Origin of the sequence: Bradyrhizobium sp. SZCCHNRI3043 (genome assembly GCF_032377735.1) — a bacterium.
GTDB lineage: Bacteria > Pseudomonadota > Alphaproteobacteria > Rhizobiales > Xanthobacteraceae > Bradyrhizobium.
This window is the reverse complement of the sequence record NZ_JAUHID010000012.1, coordinates 1-17,102: the sequence shown is the minus strand read 5'-3', so window position 1 is coordinate 17,102 and position 17,102 is coordinate 1. Positions and strand designations below refer to the sequence as shown.

15 protein-coding genes are annotated in these 17,102 nt (G+C 66.1%); 5 read left to right on the top strand and 10 right to left on the bottom strand.

The annotated features are described in order from the left end of the window. Positions 1 to 73: 73 nt before the first annotated feature. From QX124_RS21865 to QX124_RS21850, 4 genes are all read right to left on the bottom strand, one after another. Positions 74 to 1,459 carry a CmpA/NrtA family ABC transporter substrate-binding protein gene (locus QX124_RS21865; RefSeq protein WP_315798244.1) on the bottom strand — a complete coding sequence of 462 codons (1,386 nt, stop codon included), beginning with the start codon at positions 1,457 to 1,459 and terminating at the stop codon, positions 74 to 76. Positions 1,460 to 1,555: 96 nt separating this feature from the next. After that, entirely contained in the window at positions 1,556 to 2,431 is an 876-nt protein-coding gene (locus tag QX124_RS21860) for a sulfurtransferase (RefSeq protein WP_315798243.1), read from the bottom strand. Positions 2,432 to 2,481: 50 nt separating this feature from the next. Beyond that, positions 2,482 to 3,603 carry an acyl-CoA dehydrogenase family protein gene (locus QX124_RS21855; protein ID WP_315798242.1) on the bottom strand — a complete coding sequence of 374 codons (1,122 nt, stop codon included), beginning with the start codon at positions 3,601 to 3,603 and terminating at the stop codon, positions 2,482 to 2,484. A gap of 34 nt (positions 3,604 to 3,637) precedes the next feature. Then, positions 3,638 to 4,180, bottom strand: a complete 543-nt coding sequence (locus QX124_RS21850; RefSeq protein WP_315737343.1) for an OsmC family protein — start codon at positions 4,178 to 4,180, stop codon at positions 3,638 to 3,640. Between the two features lie 257 nt (positions 4,181 to 4,437). Here QX124_RS21850 and QX124_RS21845 point away from each other — a divergent pair, with 257 nt between their 5' ends. Continuing rightward, complete coding sequence (locus tag QX124_RS21845; protein WP_315737342.1) at positions 4,438 to 5,118, top strand: TetR/AcrR family transcriptional regulator; 681 nt, start codon at positions 4,438 to 4,440, stop codon at positions 5,116 to 5,118. A gap of 236 nt (positions 5,119 to 5,354) precedes the next feature. On the opposite strand, the gene QX124_RS21840 is transcribed toward QX124_RS21845, so the two are convergent. The 4 genes from QX124_RS21840 to QX124_RS21825 form a co-directional block, all read right to left on the bottom strand. After that, on the bottom strand, positions 5,355 to 5,570 hold the full coding sequence (locus QX124_RS21840) for a hypothetical protein (RefSeq protein WP_315737341.1): 216 nt from the start codon (positions 5,568 to 5,570) through the stop codon (positions 5,355 to 5,357). Positions 5,571 to 5,609: 39 nt separating this feature from the next. Then, the gene (locus QX124_RS21835) at positions 5,610 to 6,728 is read right to left on the bottom strand and encodes a DUF2336 domain-containing protein (RefSeq protein ID WP_315737340.1); all 1,119 of its coding nucleotides are present in this window, start codon (positions 6,726 to 6,728) and stop codon (positions 5,610 to 5,612) included. 207 nt (positions 6,729 to 6,935) lie between these two features. Beyond that, the gene (locus QX124_RS21830) at positions 6,936 to 7,718 is read right to left on the bottom strand and encodes a hypothetical protein (protein WP_315737339.1); all 783 of its coding nucleotides are present in this window, start codon (positions 7,716 to 7,718) and stop codon (positions 6,936 to 6,938) included. Positions 7,719 to 8,025: 307 nt separating this feature from the next. Then, complete coding sequence (locus QX124_RS21825; protein WP_315798241.1) at positions 8,026 to 9,225, bottom strand: TrmJ/YjtD family RNA methyltransferase; 1,200 nt, start codon at positions 9,223 to 9,225, stop codon at positions 8,026 to 8,028. Between the two features lie 300 nt (positions 9,226 to 9,525). On the opposite strand from QX124_RS21825, the gene QX124_RS21820 reads away from it, so the two are divergent. Together QX124_RS21820 and QX124_RS21815 are read left to right on the top strand one after the other, a co-directional pair. Next, complete coding sequence (locus QX124_RS21820; RefSeq protein ID WP_315759047.1) at positions 9,526 to 10,740, top strand: NADP-dependent isocitrate dehydrogenase; 1,215 nt, start codon at positions 9,526 to 9,528, stop codon at positions 10,738 to 10,740. A gap of 98 nt (positions 10,741 to 10,838) precedes the next feature. Continuing rightward, positions 10,839 to 11,345, top strand: a complete 507-nt coding sequence (locus QX124_RS21815; RefSeq protein ID WP_315737336.1) for a DUF3455 domain-containing protein — start codon at positions 10,839 to 10,841, stop codon at positions 11,343 to 11,345. Between the two features lie 6 nt (positions 11,346 to 11,351). On the opposite strand, the gene QX124_RS21810 is transcribed toward QX124_RS21815, so the two are convergent. Both QX124_RS21810 and QX124_RS21805 read right to left on the bottom strand, forming a co-directional pair. After that, positions 11,352 to 13,010 carry a copper resistance D family protein gene (locus tag QX124_RS21810; RefSeq protein ID WP_315798240.1) on the bottom strand — a complete coding sequence of 553 codons (1,659 nt, stop codon included), beginning with the start codon at positions 13,008 to 13,010 and terminating at the stop codon, positions 11,352 to 11,354. Between the two features lie 2 nt (positions 13,011 to 13,012). Next, entirely contained in the window at positions 13,013 to 13,378 is a 366-nt protein-coding gene (locus QX124_RS21805; protein ID WP_315737334.1) for a copper resistance protein CopC, read from the bottom strand. A 322-nt stretch (positions 13,379 to 13,700) separates the two neighbouring features. Here QX124_RS21805 and ilvD point away from each other — a divergent pair, with 322 nt between their 5' ends. Next, entirely contained in the window at positions 13,701 to 15,542 is a 1,842-nt protein-coding gene (ilvD, locus tag QX124_RS21800; protein WP_315737333.1) for a dihydroxy-acid dehydratase, read from the top strand. 216 nt (positions 15,543 to 15,758) lie between these two features. Beyond that, on the top strand, positions 15,759 to 16,724 hold the full coding sequence (locus QX124_RS21795) for an amidohydrolase family protein (protein ID WP_315798239.1): 966 nt from the start codon (positions 15,759 to 15,761) through the stop codon (positions 16,722 to 16,724). Positions 16,725 to 17,102: the final 378 nt, after the last annotated feature.

Here is a 17,102-nt window from a genome sequence, read left to right as displayed (position 1 = left end):
GACACCGGTAGTGTGGTTGGCGGCGTGTTCATCACCATGGGTGGGGTCGGCAGCGTCGCCCTCGTCGCCCCCATCACGACGCCTTCTTGATCTTGAAGCTGGCGACGTAGTCGTTCGGCTTGGTCGGGTCGAACGGCTTGCCCATCACCGAGAACGATTTGTAGGAGTCCTTTGGCGGCGAGAGCCCCATGTCGGTCATGACCTTACGGGTGTCGGTGGCAAGATAGATCTGCTCGGCGACCGCCTTGTAGTCGACATCGCCCTTGATCTGGCCCCAGCGCTTCATCTGGGTCAGCATCCACACCGCAAAGGACTGCCACGGGAACGGATCGAAATCGACGCGCTTCGGATCGGTCTTCACCCCGCCGAGGCCGTCGGCATAGGTGCCGGTCAGCACCTGCTCCAGCACCGTCACCGGCGCATTGATGTAATTGGCCGGCGCGATCGCCTCGGCGATCTGCTTCCGGTTCTCGGCCTTCGACGCATAGGCGGTGGCATCGACGATGGCGCGGGTCAGCGCGGCGAAGCTGTTCGGCGCGGCCGTGATGAACTCGCGGCTCGCCGCGAAGCTGCAGCAGGGGTGACCGTCCCAGATCTCCTTCGAGAGAATATGCAGGAAGCCGACGCCGTCAAAGATCGCACGCTGGCAGATGTTGTCCGGCGCGAGGAAGCCGTCGATGTTGTCGGCGCGCAGGTTCGCGACCATCTCCGGCGGCGGCACCGAGCGCAGTTGCACGTCGGTGTCGGGATCGAGGCCGTGCTCGGCGAGATAATAGCGCAAGAGATAATTGTGCATCGAATAGTCGAACGGAATGGCGAACTTCATGCCCTTCCAGTCCTTCGGGTCGCGCTTGTCCTTGTGCTTCATCGCAAGCACGATGCCCTGCCCGTTGATGTTCTCGATCGCGGGCACGGTAAACGGGATCGGCTGCGCGCCGAGTCCGAGCGAGATCGCGATCGGCATCGGTGCCAGCATGTGCGAGGCGTCGTATTCCTTGTTGATGGTCTTGTCACGGATGACGGCCCAGCCCGCCGTCTTCACGACCTCGACGTTCAGGCCGGCCTTGGAATAAAAGCCGAGCGGCGCGGCCATGATGATCGGCGTCGCGCAGGTGATCGGGATGAAGCCGACCTTGAGATCCTTCTTCTCGGGCGCGCCCGCTTCGGCAAAGGCTTCGGTCGCCGTCTTCAGCGGAAAGAATTGTGAGACCGCGGCGAGCGCGGTGGCCGCGCCCACCGACTTCAGGAACGCGCGACGGGTGGCTGCTTCCGGAAACACCGCGCGCAGCACGGCTGACGCGACCACGTTCTCGTAACGCTTCTCGGTGGAGTCCGTCACGGGCTCGCAGCGCAGCGCCCGCACGGCGTGCTCGTGTTCGGCCGGACTGCGATGCTGGCCGCAGATACAACCGGCATTCACGCTGGCCTCGGCATCGAACGGATCATCGAAAATCGACATGTGCTGCGCCCCTTTGTCACACCTGCGCTGACTGCGCCTTCGAACTGCTCATCCGGCCGCATTTTTCAGCGGCCGGACGTGCATAACATGCAGCTTCTATGCCGCCTTGCTGGTCATCGCCGGCATCGGCAGACCTTCCTCGATCGGCAGCGACGGGTCGCGCGACCACTCGTTCCACGAGCCGAAGTACATCCGCACATCCTTCACCCCCGCGTTCTTCAGCGCCAGAAAGGTGTTCGACGCACGCGCGCCCTTGAAGCAGTAGAGATAGACCGGCGTGTCCTGGGTGATGCCGACGGTGGCGCATTCGGCGAGGATCTCGTCCTTCGACTTGAAGCGCGGACCTTCGGCGGTCGGCTTCATCATGCGGTACCATTCGAGCCAGACGGCGCCGGGGATGCGCCCCTTGCGCGGGCAGAAATCCTTGCCGTAGGGCGAGGACGAGTCGCCGATCCACTCGTCGACGTCGCGGACGTCGAGGATCGCGATTCCCGGATTGCCGACGGCCGCGAGCATGGCCTTGGCATCGATCAGGATGCTGCCCGCCTCCGGCACGATGGAGAACGAGGCCTTGGTCGGCGACGGCGCATCGGTGGTCACGGCCATGCCTGCGGCAACCCAGGCATCGTAGCCGCCATGCAACACCTTGATCTTGGGATAGCCCAGCATCGTCAGCAGGAAGTAGCCGCGGCACGACTGGCCGAAGCCGGAGTTCATCGACTGCTCGTAGACGACGGCGGTCTCGGCTCCCGACAGGCCGGCGGCGCCGAACGCGTCGGCGAACTTCGCCTTCAGCTCCTCGATGCCTTCCGGCGTCGACGTCGCGAGATAGGTGAAGATCTCATGCACGTTGACCGCGCCGGGAAGATGTCCCGCGCCATAGGCATCCGGATTGCGGGTGTCGATGACGACACACGGTTCTTTCTTGATGAAGTCAGCGAGTTCGCCGGCAGTAATCAGAACGTCCGTCATGGCAGGCCTCTCCTGGTCTAAACTTTGTTGGTTTGCCGTTCTCGCCGGCGTCAGCCGTCGGCGAGCATCTTGCGGAGCTGCTTGGTCGCGGGGGTGACGATCGCGACGAAATAGGCCTCGCGCAGGCGACGTTCGGCGCGATTGCCCTTGATGTAGCCGCGCGCTCCGCAATGGAGCATCGCGGCGTGAGCCGCAGCCACGCTGGCCTCCCCGGCCCGGAGGCGCAGCGCGACGACCTTGCGCCAGGTGGTCTCGTCCGTGTTGAACGGATCGCCGGCGAGGATCATGGTCTCCCGTGCGAGCTCATCGGCGAGCGCGCTGAAGTCGACCGGCTGCTGCGGCAGATAGCGGTTGACGTGGCCGAGCGGCGCCTCGACCTCCTGCATGATCTTGATGCAGTCCCTGATCAGGCCGAGCGCCATGCCGGCCTGCAGAAGAATGAAGCCGGCACGGATCTTCTTCACGAAGGGGCCAGCGGGATCTGCCAGAATCAGTTCGTCCGGCACGAACAGGTCGCGGAGCTGGATGCCGTAGGTGCCGGTGCCGTCCATTGCGAGGAACTGCTGGCACGGCTGCAGCGTCACCGCCGGGTCCGAACAGTCGACGATGAACATCACGATCTCGCCGGGCGCATCCTCGCGCTCGAAGATCGTGCCGAACATGTGGTCCGGCCCGAGGTTCGAGACCCAGGGCAGCACGCCGCGCACGACGTAGCCGCCCTCCACCTTCCGGCCCTTCAGCTTGAGCTTCTCGATGCCGAAGAAGCTCTTCATCGGATTGGAAAGGCCGGTGCCGCCGAGCAGCCTGCCGCTCGCGGCATCGTCGAGCAGACGCTTCTTGAGCGCCCTGTTGTCCGAATTGGCGATGTACCAGACCAGCGTGTTCTGGCACCACGCCATGAAGGCGGAAGCGCCGCAGACCTCGCCGATCGCCGAGATCGAATCGATGGCGCAGTTGAGATCGGCCTTGCCGCTCTCAGGCACGTGGCTGCTCCACGCACCGACCTCGCCGAAGCGGCGGAGAACGTCAGCCGGATACACCGTTCCGGCGTCGATTCCGCTGGCCAGCGGCGCAAGCTCGTTGCGCGCGATCGCCGCGACCTGCTCCACGGTCGACGGCACGGGCATCACGCCCGCACTGTCGATCGCCAGATGCTGTCCAAGTGAACCCATGACGTCCTCCGCTCCACGTGGTCTCGAGCCAGGCTCAGACGCCGACCTCGAGATTGACGGGCCGCGTGAAGGTGTTGGCGACGGGCGACCACTTCTTCACGTGGTCGACCAGGGCCTGGACCTCCTCCTTGGAAATGCCTTCGCACTCCATGTCGACCTTGACGCGCACGTCGGTGAAGCCGACCGGCTTCTCGCTGACGTCGCCGGTGCCCCAGACGGCGGTGATGTTGAGGTCGCCCTCGAGCTCCAGCTCGAGCTTGTTGACGGTCCAGCCGCGATGCACGGCATTGGCGTGCAGGCCCACTGCAAGGCAGGAGCCGAGCGCGGCCAGCGAGGCCTCCGACGGATTGGGCGCGGTGTCGTCACCGAGCAGGCCCGGCGGCTCGTCGACGATGTAGGGCGCGAGGTTGCGGATGTAGTTGGCGTGGCGGAACTTTCCTTCCGCCACGGTCTTGCACTTCAGGGTCTTGATGACCTTGGGGTTGGCCTTGCCGTTGACGATGAGCTGTTCGAGCCCGTTCTTGTCGATGGGTGCGAGGCAGCCCGTCAGCGCCGTCTTCTGAACCACAGCGGTCATCTCATTTCTCTCCCTGGGATGAGGATACCGAACGGTCTGTATCCTGCACGAAGCGTGCCAGAGAGGCCGAAAATCAAAAGCCGGAATGATCCTCGCGGCTTACGCGATCAGGGTGGCGAGCAGCGCCCCGCCACGACCCAGCCGCTGCCCAAGCGCGATGCAGAATGCCGCCTCCAGCGATCAAATTGAGCGCAACGCTGCCTCGACCGCATCAGCAGCCTTGCTGACTCACGCGCACAGCGATTAAGCTCGTACACATGGGCAAGTCAGCTGCGGGCAAACAAACCGGCAAGAAGCAGGCGATCGCAAGGACGATCGCGGCCAGCGATGACGAATCCGCGCGCGGCCGTCTGCTCGGCGCCGCCACGCGGCTGTTCTGCAAGAACGGCATCAATGCCACCGGCATCGATGCGATCATCAGTGAGGCGGGCACCGCGAAGACCACGCTCTACAAGCTGTTCGGATCGAAGACCGCGCTCGTCACAGCCGTGCTCGAAAGCGAAGGCAAGCAGTGGCGTGAATGGTTCATCGCGGAAATGGAGAGCGGCGGCGGTGACGCCGAGACCAAGCTGGCACGCATCTTTCCGGCGCTGAAGAGCTGGTTCGGCGAGGAGCGCTTCTACGGCTGTCCCTTCATCAATGCAGTCGGCGAGCACGACAAGGACCAGAAGCAGTTTCGCACCATTGCAATGCGCCACAAGAAAGTGGTGCTGGCGCATATCGAGAAGCTCGCCCGTGAGATGGGCGCTGCCGAGCCGGAGAGCTTCTCGCATCAGCTCGCACTGCTGATCGACGGCGCGATCGTGGCGGCGATGGTGTCACGCAATCCCGAGGTCGCGGACACGGCCGGGCTGGCCGCGAAGGCGCTGATCGAGCCGGCGAAGCACAAGACGGGAAAGCGCCTCGGCAAGCCGGACACGCAGCTCGCCGCTGTGTGAAGCGGCCTGCTCGCCCTGAGTCCCACCCACCGTCATTCCGGGGCAAGGCCGCAGGCCTTGAACCTGGAAGCTCTATCTTGTCTTGCGTCCATTCCTCACAATCTCGAGATTCCGGATTCAATCGCCAACGCGCAAGCGCGTTGGCGATTGCCCCGGAATGACGGCGGAATGGACGGGGAGGACGGAGCTGTCAACTCGTGACGCCGCGGAGCGCCCGTGCAAAGCCATCAATCGAACTAACGGAAGTAGTCTGTCACAAGCTTCACGTCGGCCTGATCCGCGACTGCGCCGTTCAGGCTCGAATCGATCACGCGGCGGCAGGCGGCGACCGCAGCCTCGTCGCCGAGCTCGTTGGCCGCTTCGAGCACATGCCAGGCCGCATCGACTGCCGCGCCGTCCGCAGGCGCCTCGCGATGGCCGAGCCGTTGCTCTCCGCGAAGAGGAAATCCCATGCCGCTCATCCGCGATCACCTCCGTCCGTCGCTGCAGGTTCAATACGCCGCGGCGCGCGGCGCGGACGCCTTGCCGCCTTTGCCTGGATTCTTGCGGGACTGATAGAATTCGAGCACGCTGCGCGACGTCTGCGACTGGAGCTTGGCATAGTCGCGCTCCAGCTCCTGCAGCTCGCCGGCCGTGATGCGATGTTCGCGGGCGCCGAGGAAGGCGAGCGCCATCATCGTATCCCAGGTAAAGCCAAGCGCCTTGGCGAGCATCAGCAGCATCTCACGGTTACGGTCGAACAAGGCGCGCTCGACGACGTCGACCGGCAGTCCCGACAGCAGCGCGAGGCCGATCGTCACCTCCTCGACCTTGTGTGCCGTCGCATAGCTGGCAATGGTGCTCTCGTGCAGATTGCCGAGGCGATGCTGGATCGTCACGGTGCGCTTGGCGACGAAGTAGTTGCGCGAGCCGGGGCCGAACTTCGACTGCAGGTCGCCGGCGATGTTGGCGACCGAGCTACTGATCTCGCCAAGCAGCTCCGGCCGCTCCCCGGCCAGCCGCTTGCCGACATCGTCCGAGGCCTTGGCGATCAGTTGCTGGAACAGGTGGCGCGGGATGTCGAGCCGCCGGCCGAGATGCTCGGCGAGGATCGAGTCGTTCTCTGCTCGCTGGACCATGTGCAGGAAACCGGCACCGGAGAACTGGGCGCCCTGATTGCGCGCCACCGCCGTGGCGACGTCACGGTTGCCGCGCGTGGCCAGCACGTCGGTCACCGCCGGGCTCAGCGTTCGGCGTTCGGCGATCGCGAGCAGATGGTCCTGGCTCTTGGTGCTGGCGTTCTCGACCAGCGTGGCGTCATCGAGCCGCTCGGACTCGCGCAGCACTGGACCGGCGACCCAGATCTCGTCGTCGAAGGCCAGCTTGCGGATGACGCTGGCCGGCGAATATTCGATCCTGGCGAGGCGATCCGCAAGCTTGGCGCGCGCTTCGATCTCGATCTCGTCGGCGAGCCGGCCGATCACCTCGCCGAAGGTGGCGATCTCCTCCTCGCAGTAGCGCCCCGCGATCAGCAGGTCGGTCGCATGCCACAGCGCGCGCTCGCGGCTGTCGGCGGTTCCCCGCGCAATCGCATCCTCGAGGTCCCGCAACACCGATCTGGTTTCGTTCATGATGAAAGGCCGCACAGTTGCAACGATGAAAGGGCAATGCGCAGATCATAGCGTTCGAACCCGAGCGTTCCGTAACCCGCGCCGTGCGGATTTGACCGGGCATTTTCACTCAAATGCGCGCGTGCGCGTTAAGCATGCGGCCGGGGATCCGGTCGCGGCGCGATCGCCGCGCCGATCCGTTCTTCCCGCGCGAGCGACGCAGGAGGCCTACGGCATGACGCGGAGCGCGCGCGCCTCAGCCTCGGCGACCGAGCGTTCGCGCGATGTCCACGGGCACTCGGCGAGAGCGCGGTCGATCAATTGCATGGCATCACGCTCACGACTCTGGTCGAGCATCAGCTCGCCGGCGAAGAAGCTCGCCTCGCAACGCCGTGCCCTGCGCGTGGCGGGAGCACCACGGTCGGCCGCCGCAAGCACAGCCTCTGTCGTCTCCTGCCCGAGGAAGAGACGGACGATCGGGGCCGGCCATTTGCCCATGTCGAGCCGCTTCGCGTGGTCGGCGAGCTCGCTCGGCAGGCCGGCGCGGCGGCGGGCCAGATCCAGCCACAGGGCCGCATCGGCATTGTGGGGATCGATCTCGCTGAGCCATCTGAAATCGTCGTGCGACTGCTCCAGAAGACCCGCCTGGAAGCTTGCGATCCCCAGCGCGCGATAGGCTTGCGCCCGGTAGCCGTTGCGCCCGAACGCCCGCCCGAAACCCGACCCCGGCTGCGGCTCGCTCTCGCGCAGATCAGGAGCGGCGCGATCGAATGCGGCAAGAAGACCGGCCGAGGACTGCTCGATGACGATCTTGTAGTCGTCGATCGCATGCTCGACGTCTCCCTTGCGGAAATAGGCTCCGGCGCGCGCGAAACGGGCCTCGATCACCAGCGGCGTCGCCGGCTTGCCGTGCTCGATCACCATGGTGCAACCGGCAATGCGCTCTTCGGCGCCGAGATCGGCCGCGGTCGTGCACCGCTTCGCGCCGGCTGCGTGGGCACTTGCCGACAAGCCGAAGATCGAACCGATGATCAACGCACAACACAGAAACGAGCGCCATCGTCGCGTAGTCATGAATGCCCCCTTGGTCTTGCTCTTTGTGCTGCGATCTAACCAAAACCGATCGGGCAAACCACAATCTGGAATTGCGATCGCAAATCATCCTTCAGCCGGTGTAAACGGGATCGCAGACTCGGCCTGCCCTGGATGTTTGGATCAACTGCTACGGCGGTGTGAGCCACGCGACGGCTCAATCGGCGATTGCGCTCACGCGGGGAGCTGGCAGTCGGCGCCATGCAGCCGGCAATGCGACCGTCAGCTACTTCGCTTCGGCGATGAGCGCCTGAAGCCGCACCAGCTCGGCCTCGAGATTCCCTTCGACATCCGCCGCCTTCACTTCGGTGACGCGGTAGTCGCGGCTTTCCAGCCACGCCCGCCGTGCGCTGCGGTCGGCGACGACGCTCTCGCTCTCGTCGGGGCCCACCAGCTCGATCGCCAGGCGGTGGATGAAGGAGACGAAGTCGGGGATGTGGCGGCCGACCGGGGTCTGGCGCTTGAACTGGCCAGCGAAGCGGCGGTCGCGCGACAGCGCGTGCCACAGCGCGCGCTCGGCGTCGGTCGGGTTGCGGCGGAGCAGCCGCGCCAGCCCGCGCAGCGAGCCGCGCGAATCCGGCAGGTTCGCCACCGTGCCCTGCTCGGCGATCAGGGCGCGCAGACGCGTGGCCTGCTCGCTGTCGAGCACGCCGCCCTTGGCCGGCCCCTTGCGCCCCTCGGCGATCGCCATGACCACGCCGTGCAGGGTGTGGATGTCCTGCCGCGACGGCTCCATGCGGAAGAAGATGTTGCGCAGGTTGACCAGCATGGTCTCGCGCTTCTCGGCCGGCCGCAGGAATTCGACCCGGTCGAGCTCGCGCACCAGGTTCTCGAAGAACGCTTCCATCTGATCCTGGGAGGCGCGCTCGGAGCGCTCCGGCATCGCGAACGGCAGCGAGCCTGACGTGACCAGCTTGAACCATTCATAGCCCATCAGCAGCACCGCCTGGGCGAGGTTCAGCGAGGCAAAGCCTGGATTGACCGGATAGGTGACGATGCGGTTGGCGCGGGCGACCTCCTCGTTGGTCAGGCCCGCGCGCTCGCGGCCGAACAGGATGCCAGCCCGGCCGCCAGCGGCGATCTGGCCCTGCATCTCGCGGGCGGCCGCTTCCGGCCCCGTCACCGGCTTGGCCTGGTCGTGGGCGCGGGCGGTGGTCGCGAAGACGAGGTCGAGGTCGGCGATCGCCTCCGGCAGGGTGTCGAACAGCCGGACATGATCGATGATGTGGTCGGCCCCGGCGGCCGCCCGCTGGGCGGCGATGTTCGGCCAGCCGTCGCGCGGATTGACCAGGCGCAGCTCGGACAGCGCGAAATTGCCCATGGCGCGCGCCGCCATGCCGATGTTCTCACCGAGCTGCGGCTCGACCAGGATCACCACCGGGCCTGCAATCTCCAATCCCACCTTGGTCTTGTCGGTGCCCGACACGCTCAATCCTCGCCCTCTGAATCCGGTTGAAGCGCCCGCGGCGCGCCCTGCCCGCTCCGTTGACCTGACCGGGGAGAATTCTCAAGCAAAATAATCGGCTTAGCCAAGAATTTTAGGGTTTGCTCGAACCTGCAGGCCGGCCGGCAGCCGCCGTTGCCCACCGCATGAGCGGGCTGCGAAAATCGGCACCGGGCGCATACCGGGTGCGCTTCCGCCCGCGGTGCAGCAGTGCTATGACGCGCTTGATTTCACAAGCGCTTTCCACTCCTGGCGCGCTGTTCCCAAGAGGCCCCATCGATCATGGCAAAAATCAAGGTGACCAACCCGGTCGTCGAGCTCGACGGCGACGAGATGACCCGGATCATCTGGCAGTACATCAAGGACAAGCTGATCAACCCCTTCCTTGATATCGACCTGATGTATTTCGACCTGGGGATGGAGAGCCGCGACAAGACCAACGACCAGATCACGATCGATGCCGCCAACGCGATCAAGAAGGTCGGCGTCGGCGTCAAGTGCGCCACCATCACCCCGGACGAGGCGCGCGTGAAGGAGTTCGGCCTCAAGGAGATGTGGAAGTCGCCGAACGGCACCATCCGCAACATCCTGGGCGGCGTCGTGTTCCGCGAGCCGATCATCTGCAAGAACGTGCCGCGCCTCGTTCCCGGCTGGACCAAGCCGATCATCATCGGCCGCCACGCCTATGGCGACCAGTACCGCGCCACCGACTTCAAGTTCCCCGGCAAGGGCGTGCTGACGATGAAGTTCGTCGGCGACGACGGCACCGTGATCGAGAAGGAGGTCTTCAGGGCGCCCGGCGCCGGCGTCGCGATGGAGATGTACAACCTCGACGAGTCGATCTACGACTTCGCCCGCGCCTCGCTCAACATGGGCCTCGCCAAGAACTATTCGGTCTACCTGTCGACCAAGAACACCATCCTGAAGGTCTATGACGGCCGCTTCAAGGACATCTTCCAGGAGGTGTACGACAAGGAGTTCAAGGACAAGTTCGAGGCCAAGAAGATCACCTATGAGCACCGCCTGATCGACGACATGGTCGCCGCGGCGCTGAAGTGGTCGGGCGGCTATGTCTGGGCCTGCAAGAACTATGACGGCGACGTGCAGTCCGACACCGTGGCCCAGGGTTACGGCTCGCTCGGCCTGATGACCTCGGTGCTGATGACCCCGGATGGCCAGACCGTCGAGGCCGAGGCCGCCCACGGCACGGTGACCCGCCATTTCCGCGAGCACCAGAAGGGCAAGGAGACCTCGACCAACTCGATCGCCTCGATCTTCGCCTGGACCCGCGGCCTGTCGCACCGCGCCAAGCTCGACAACAATGCCGAACTGGCGAAGTTCGCCGCCACCCTGGAGAAGGTCTGCGTCGACACCGTCGAGTCCGGCTACATGACCAAGGACCTCGCGCTCCTGGTCGGCGCCGACCAGCGCTGGCTGTCGACCACCGGATTCCTCGACAAGATCGCGGAAAACCTGACCAAGGCGATGGCGGCGTAAATTTCCCCACTTTCGCCTTCTGGTTTCGTCACCTATCAACGGGCCGCGCCACCAGCGTGGCCCGTTTCCGTTTTCCCCTGCCGTCGAGGAACCTGATCATGCGCTTGACCTCATCGCTCGCCCTGCTGTTGCTCGGTGCCCAGATCGGCTCCTCCCACGCCGCGGAGACCACGATTCCCGATGCGCTGGTCGCCGCCGGCGAAAAGGCCGTGCTGACGCTGCATGCCGAAGGCGCGCAGGTCTACGACTGCAAGACCGACAAGGACGGCAAGCTCGCCTGGACCTTCCGTGAGCCGATTGCCACCCTGTTCGCGGACGGCAAGACCGTCGGCCGGCACTATGCCGGGCCGAGCTGGGAGCATCAGGACGGCTCGATCGTCGGCGGCCGGGTGCAAGGCACCGCCATCGGCGCCACCGACAACGACATTCCCTGGCTGAAGCTCGCCGTCATTTCTCACCGCGGCGCTCAGGGCGTGCTCTCCGACGTCACCACGGTGCAGCGGATCAACACCGCCGGCGGCAAGCTGGAAGGCACCTGCGACACCGCCGGGCAATTCCGCAGCGTCGCCTATTCCGCGGATTACGTATTCCTGCGGAAGGAGTGAGGCTCGTTACGCCTCGCGATAATCCAGCAGGATCAGCCCGACCAGCACGAAGGCCACCGGCCAGACCCAGGCGGCGGCACGGCTGATGCGGCCGTCCAGGCGCAGCTCGAGCCAGCGCGCCCAGCCGGCGGTGATGCCGCACAGCGCCAGCGGCGTGTGGCTCATCTCGATCAGGAGCTGGTCCTTGATGTTGGCGATGGCGTGCGAATGCGTCAGCAGCAGCGCGCCGCCGGCGGCGACCGTTAGCGGAAGCACCAGCGCCGCCCGGCCCGCCGCCTGCCCGCGCAGCCGCACCCGCCATTCGAACAGGCCGAACAGAATGATCAGCACCACGAACAGCCGGTGCTGCGCCACTTCGGGATCGCGCAGCGACGCGAAGAAGCCGATCGGGCCGAGCGGCCAGGCCATCTCGTCGGCGCGCAGGAATAGGAACGCCGCCATCCCCAGGAACAGCAACGGCCAGTGCCGCGCCCAGCGGCCCCAGGCGAAGCGCTCGATCAGCGCGAGCACGCCGATCAGCACGACGAAGATGCCCGCCCAATGGTGGTTGTATTCCGACCAGGCGATGTCGGCGGCGCTGCGCGGCAGGATCACGCCCTCGCCGGGGACATAGGCCTGCGGCGCGGTCACGCGCTGCGCGTCGGCGGCATCGATCCTGGCCTGCAGCTGCGAGATCGTGAGCTGGTCGACCGAGGGGCTCGTCAGCCGCGGCCATTGCGGCGCGGCGCGCGCGACGATCTCCTGCCAGCTCAGCCGGTCCTGGCTGAGATCGATGCCCGGCGGCAGCGAGGTCAGCGAGCCCGCGGTGAGCAGCACCGTCAGCCCGATGCCGAGCTCGACCTCGACGAAGCGCTTCATCCGCAGCAGAGGCGCAGCGCGATCGCGACGGCGCAGCCGCTCCACGGCGAAGAAGTTGGCCGCCCCGAGCGCGAGCAGCATCAGCAGCATCGCGACCTTGGCCGAGGTCATGACGCCGTAAGCGGTGCCGTAGATCGCCGCGAACGCGCCGAGATAGGCGATCGCCATCACGATGCCGCCGAGCACGATCGCCGCCACCGAGACCATCGACATCAGCGAGTAGCGCCGGCCGATCAGGCGCTGATCGTCATCCGCCTTGCAGCCGTTCAGCGCCATCAGGAAATACGGCAGGCCGCCGATCCAGACGCCGGCGCCGAGCATGTGCAGGAAGTCGGCGGCAAGCAGCGGCCAGCGCACCTCGAGCCGGCTCGCCGCGTGCGTCAGGTTGAGCTGCAGCAGCAGCGCTGAAAAGGTCAGCACAGTCAGCGCCACGACGCGCCAGGCGGCCCAACTGCCGGTCCGGGCGAGCACGGCGATGCCGAGCGCGCAGGCGGCAACGGCCATGTCGGAGCGGGCGAAATCCGCGCTCGCCGCCGCGCCGAGCGACAGGTCGAGCGTCCCGATCAGCGCCGCCATGTTGACCGCGAGCGAGGCCAGCACCACCGCGAACCAGCCGAATGCGCTTCGGCGCAGGAAACGCTGGCCGCGTTTGCCGACCACGATCGCGTCAGCGGACAGCCTTTGCTGTAGCGGGCGCAGCAGCAACAGCAGAAATGCCAAGCCGCCGATGGTGAAGGACTGTGCCAGCAGGGTCAGGCCGCGCAGCACCACCGAGAGATAGCCGAAGATGTCGAGCAACAGCGACACGGCTAGCGCACGTTGAAAGGAATGTCGCCACGGGTGATGTGGCCATCGACGCTGAGCACCTGCCATTGCAGATGCCAGGCGCCGGGGCTGAGCGCCTTGGCCTCGGCGTCGATCTCGTCGGCAGGCGCGTCGGCTGCCGGAGTAAGCGCCTGCTCGGCTCCGTCGGGCGCGCGCAGCTTCAGCCGCGAGCGGGCGTGATCGATGCGGCTGTTGAAGCGCAGCCGGATCAGTGTCGGCTGCGTCTCGATGGTCCCGCCCGCCGCGGGCTGCGACGAGACGATGATGGCATGGGCCGAGGCGGCGCCGGGAACGCCCAGAAGCAGCGCGGCAAGGGTCGGCAGGTGGCGGAAGCGGATGACGGACGGCATGGGACGCGCGGGCGGCGGAGGCTGCGGCAGGGACGTTCGGGGACAAGACCGGGACGAACAAAACTCGACCGTTCTAATCTAAGCGACCTTCCTGTTCCCGACGTAGCCACAAACGCGTGACCGGGGCCGGCCGGAACCTGCGGGAGCGGCACGAGGCCCCGGCCCTGCCCGGAGGGCATCCCGGAACAGCGAAATTTAGGGTCGAATCATCAAGCACTTCGCTGTATGCCTCGCCGCATCATTGCCGTCCGTCGGTTGTCGGGATCCTTTCCGCCCGCGGACCAACATTGCCTGATCCCGAGGAACGCCTAAGGAAACCGTCATGCCCGCCTATCGCTCCCGCACATCAACCCATGGCCGCAACATGGCCGGCGCCCGCGGCCTGTGGCGCGCCACCGGCATGACCAACGAGGATTTCGGCAAGCCGATCATCGCGGTCGTCAACTCCTTCACCCAGTTCGTGCCCGGCCATGTGCATCTGAAGGATCTCGGCCAGCTGGTCGCCCGCGAGATCGAGAAGGCCGGCGGCGTCGCCAAGGAGTTCGACACCATCGCGGTCGACGACGGCATCGCGATGGGCCATGACGGCATGCTCTACAGCCTGCCCTCGCGCGAGCTGATCGCCGACAGCGTCGAATACATGGTCAACGCGCATTGCGCCGACGCCATGGTGTGCATCTCCAATTGCGACAAGATCACCCCTGGCATGCTGATGGCCGCGATGCGGCTCAACATCCCGGCCGTGTTCGTCTCGGGCGGCCCGATGGAGGCCGGCAAGGTCAACATCGCGGGCAAGCTGCGCAAGGTCGATCTGATCGACGCCATGGTGACCGCCGCCGACGACAAGGTGTCGGACGCGGATGTCGAGGTGATGGAGCGCTCGGCCTGCCCGACCTGCGGCTCCTGCTCCGGCATGTTCACGGCGAACTCGATGAACTGCCTGACCGAGGCGCTCGGCCTGTCCCTGCCCGGCAACGGCTCGGTGCTGGCGACCCATGCCGACCGCAAGGGCCTGTTCGTCGAGGCCGGCCATCTCGTCGTCGACCTCGCCCGCCGCTATTACGAGCAGGACGACGCATCCGTGCTCCCGCGCAACATCGCCAACTTCAAGGCGTTCGAGAACGCGATGAGCCTGGACATCGCGATGGGCGGCTCGACCAACACCGTGCTGCATCTGCTCGCGGCCGCGCATGAGGGGGAAATCCCCTTCACCATGACGGATATCGATCGCCTCTCGCGCAAGGTCCCTTGCCTGTGCAAGGTCGCGCCCGCTGTGGCCGACGTGCACATGGAGGACGTGCATCGCGCCGGCGGCGTGATGGGCATCCTCGGCGAGCTCGCCCGCGCCGGCCTGCTGCACACGGAATTGCCGAGCGTGCATTCGACTTCGCTGGCGGCTGCGCTGGAGCGTTGGGACATCCGCCGGACCGCGAGCGAGAGCGTGAAGAACTTCTATCAAGCCGCGCCCGGCGGCGTGCCGACGCAGGTCGCCTTCAGCCAGGACCGCCGCTACGAGGAGCTCGATCTCGACCGCGAGAAAGGCTGCATCCGCGACATCGAGCACGCCTATTCCAAGGACGGCGGCTTGGCCGTGCTGACCGGCAACATCGCGCGCGACGGCTGCATCGTGAAGACCGCGGGCGTCGATGCCTCGATCCTGAAGTTCTCCGGCCCTGCGCGCGTCATGGAGAGCCAGGACGCCGCGGTCGAAGCCATCCTGACCAACAAGATCAAGGCAGGCGACGTCGTCGTCATCATCTATGAGGGCCCGCGCGGCGGCCCTGGCATGCAGGAGATGCTGTATCCGACCAGCTATCTGAAGTCGAAGGGCCTCGGCAAAGCTTGTGCGCTGATCACCGACGGCCGCTTCTCCGGCGGCACCTCGGGGCTCTCGATCGGCCACGTCTCGCCGGAAGCTGCCGAGGGCGGCCTGATCGGCCTCGTCCAGGACGGCGACCGCATCGAGATCGACATCCCCAACCGCACCATCCATCTCGCAGTGTCGGATGAGGAGCTCGCCAACCGGCGCGCAGCGATGGCGGCGAAGGGCGATCAAGCCTGGAAGCCGAAGACGCGCGCCCGCAAGGTCTCGACCGCGCTGAAAGCCTATGCGGCGTTCGCGTCGAGCGCCGCCAAGGGCGCGGTGCGCATCGTCAAGGAGTAAGACCGATCTGTTCGGTCGGCAGCACCGGTCCTTTCCGACCGGTTGCTGCGGCCGGCGGCCGCGGCCTCACCATAGACTTCCTCGTCTCGCTCTCGTCCTGCGAACAGCGATGCCGCACTTCGTTCTTGCCCACTGACGACAGCGGGTTCAGGCTCCCTTCATCGACAATGAGCGCGTCAGCCACAATGCACGCGCCAAGCCCTGGGAAGGATCGCCATGCTGAACCGCCGCAGCCTGCTGCTCGCCTCGCTTGCCGCCGGAGTGACGATGACCACGACAGCCGCGCGCGCCAAGCCGGCGCAACCTTCGACCCCGGTCGATTTCGACGTGCCGCCACAGGCCTGCGACTGCCACACCCACATCCACGGCGACCCCGAAAAATTTCCGTTTGCGGCGAGCCGGGTCTACACGCCGGAGCCGGCCCTGCCCGACGAGATGGCGGCGCTGCACAAGGCTCTACATATCCAGCGCGTGGTGATCGTGACGCCGAGCGTCTACGGCACCGACAACTCTGCGACGCTGTACGGCATGAAGGCGCGCGGCAATGACGCGCGCGGCGTCGCGGTCATCGACGACAAGACCACCGAGGCACAATTGGATGCCATGCATGCCGAGGGCTTCCGCGGCATCCGCCTCAATCTCGCGACCGGTGGCATCAACGACCCCAATGTCGGCCGCGCCCGCTTCCATGTCGCGGTCGAGCGGATGAAGGCGCGCGGCTGGCATGTCCAGCTCTACACCAACACGGCGATGATCGCGGCCATCAAGGACCTCGTGATGCAATCGCCCGTGACGGCCGTGTTCGATCATTTCGGCGGCGCGCAGGCTGATCTCGGCCTCGGGCAGCCGGGCTTTGCCGATCTGGTCGAGCTCGTCCGCAGCGGCAAGGCCCATGTAAAGATCTCCGGCGCCTATCGCGCCTCGACCCGCGGCCCCGACTACGCGGACGTGATCCCGCTCGCGAAGGCCCTGATCGAAGCCAACCCCGATCGCATCGTCTGGGGCACCGACTGGCCCCACCCGGATTCGTCGCCGCATCCCGAATTGAAGGTCACGGATATCAGGCCGTTCTATCCGATCGACGACGGCCGGCTGATGAACCAGCTCCCGGTGTGGGCTCCAGACGCCGCGATCCGCAAGAAGATCCTGGTCGACAATCCGGCGCGGCTGTATGGGTTTTGATGGCGTTGTCAGTCCGTAGGGCGGGTTAGCGCAGCGTAACCCGCCGCACGATGCTACGCCGCCCGTTGGCGGATTACGCTCCGCTAATCCGCCCTACATACTTTGATTGCGAGCGCAGCGGCGCAGCGAAGCAATCGTAGGGTGGGCAAAGGCGCGCTCCACCGCGATCTCGGCTTGCACCGCAGTATCGCGCGCCGTGCCCACCGCCGTCACGCACCGGCGCCGTCGGTGGGCACGCGCCGCCTGACGGCGTCGCTTTGCCCACCCTACGATTCCCGGGGCTTTAGCGCCTCGCCATCCTGGCTTCGCGGAACGACACCAGCCGGCGCTGCGACTCGTCCCACAGCACCAGCCGGACGCAGCGCAGGCTCTCCGGCA

Coding starts and splice junctions, on each gene's coding strand:
- QX124_RS21845 (WP_315737342.1), top strand. CDS start 4,438: ATGGGCAAGTCAGCTGCGGGCAAACAAACCGGCAAGAAGCAGGCGATC.
- QX124_RS21860 (WP_315798243.1), bottom strand. CDS start 2,431: ATGACGGACGTTCTGATTACTGCCGGCGAACTCGCTGACTTCATCAAG.
- ilvD (WP_315737333.1), top strand. CDS start 13,701: ATGCCCGCCTATCGCTCCCGCACATCAACCCATGGCCGCAACATGGCC.
- QX124_RS21840 (WP_315737341.1), bottom strand. CDS start 5,570: ATGGGATTTCCTCTTCGCGGAGAGCAACGGCTCGGCCATCGCGAGGCG.
- QX124_RS21795 (WP_315798239.1), top strand. CDS start 15,759: ATGCTGAACCGCCGCAGCCTGCTGCTCGCCTCGCTTGCCGCCGGAGTG.
- QX124_RS21855 (WP_315798242.1), bottom strand. CDS start 3,603: ATGGGTTCACTTGGACAGCATCTGGCGATCGACAGTGCGGGCGTGATG.
- QX124_RS21835 (WP_315737340.1), bottom strand. CDS start 6,728: ATGAACGAAACCAGATCGGTGTTGCGGGACCTCGAGGATGCGATTGCG.
- QX124_RS21820 (WP_315759047.1), top strand. CDS start 9,526: ATGGCAAAAATCAAGGTGACCAACCCGGTCGTCGAGCTCGACGGCGAC.
- QX124_RS21865 (WP_315798244.1), bottom strand. CDS start 1,459: ATGTCGATTTTCGATGATCCGTTCGATGCCGAGGCCAGCGTGAATGCC.
- QX124_RS21815 (WP_315737336.1), top strand. CDS start 10,839: ATGCGCTTGACCTCATCGCTCGCCCTGCTGTTGCTCGGTGCCCAGATC.
- QX124_RS21850 (WP_315737343.1), bottom strand. CDS start 4,180: ATGACCGCTGTGGTTCAGAAGACGGCGCTGACGGGCTGCCTCGCACCC.
- QX124_RS21805 (WP_315737334.1), bottom strand. CDS start 13,378: ATGCCGTCCGTCATCCGCTTCCGCCACCTGCCGACCCTTGCCGCGCTG.